This is a genomic window from Enterobacter sp. UNJFSC 003 (assembly GCF_036903355.1).
Classification (GTDB): domain Bacteria; phylum Pseudomonadota; class Gammaproteobacteria; order Enterobacterales; family Enterobacteriaceae; genus Enterobacter.
The window spans coordinates 1-238 of the sequence record NZ_JBAKHK010000340.1 but is presented as its reverse complement, the minus strand read 5'-3'; the positions used below and the strand labels follow the sequence as shown (position 1 = coordinate 238).

General features: G+C 45.4%; 1 pseudogene. It reads right to left on the bottom strand.

The window, feature by feature from the left end:
• Positions 1 to 47 precede the first annotated feature (47 nt).
• A pseudogene (locus tag V5P19_RS24445) lies at positions 48 to 238 on the bottom strand (cytochrome-c peroxidase); the annotation flags it as partial.

The following is a 238-nucleotide window of genomic DNA, read 5'->3' as shown; positions in this document are numbered from 1 at the left end:
ACATTACGTTTATTTTCCCTTGACCGGAAGAATCAGAGGCTGTGGTTTCAGTCATACAGTCCATCTCCTTTAATCGGAGTTGGCTCTTTCCCTGGCCGTATACGGCGAACAGATTCTCGTATTACCAGTTTCCCATACAAAAGTAATGCACCAACAGTTGCATCAGGACGTACAAGTCTTTGTTGTAACATATGTACCGCTTCAGTACCCAGTTCATCGCGAGGTACATGTACTGCCG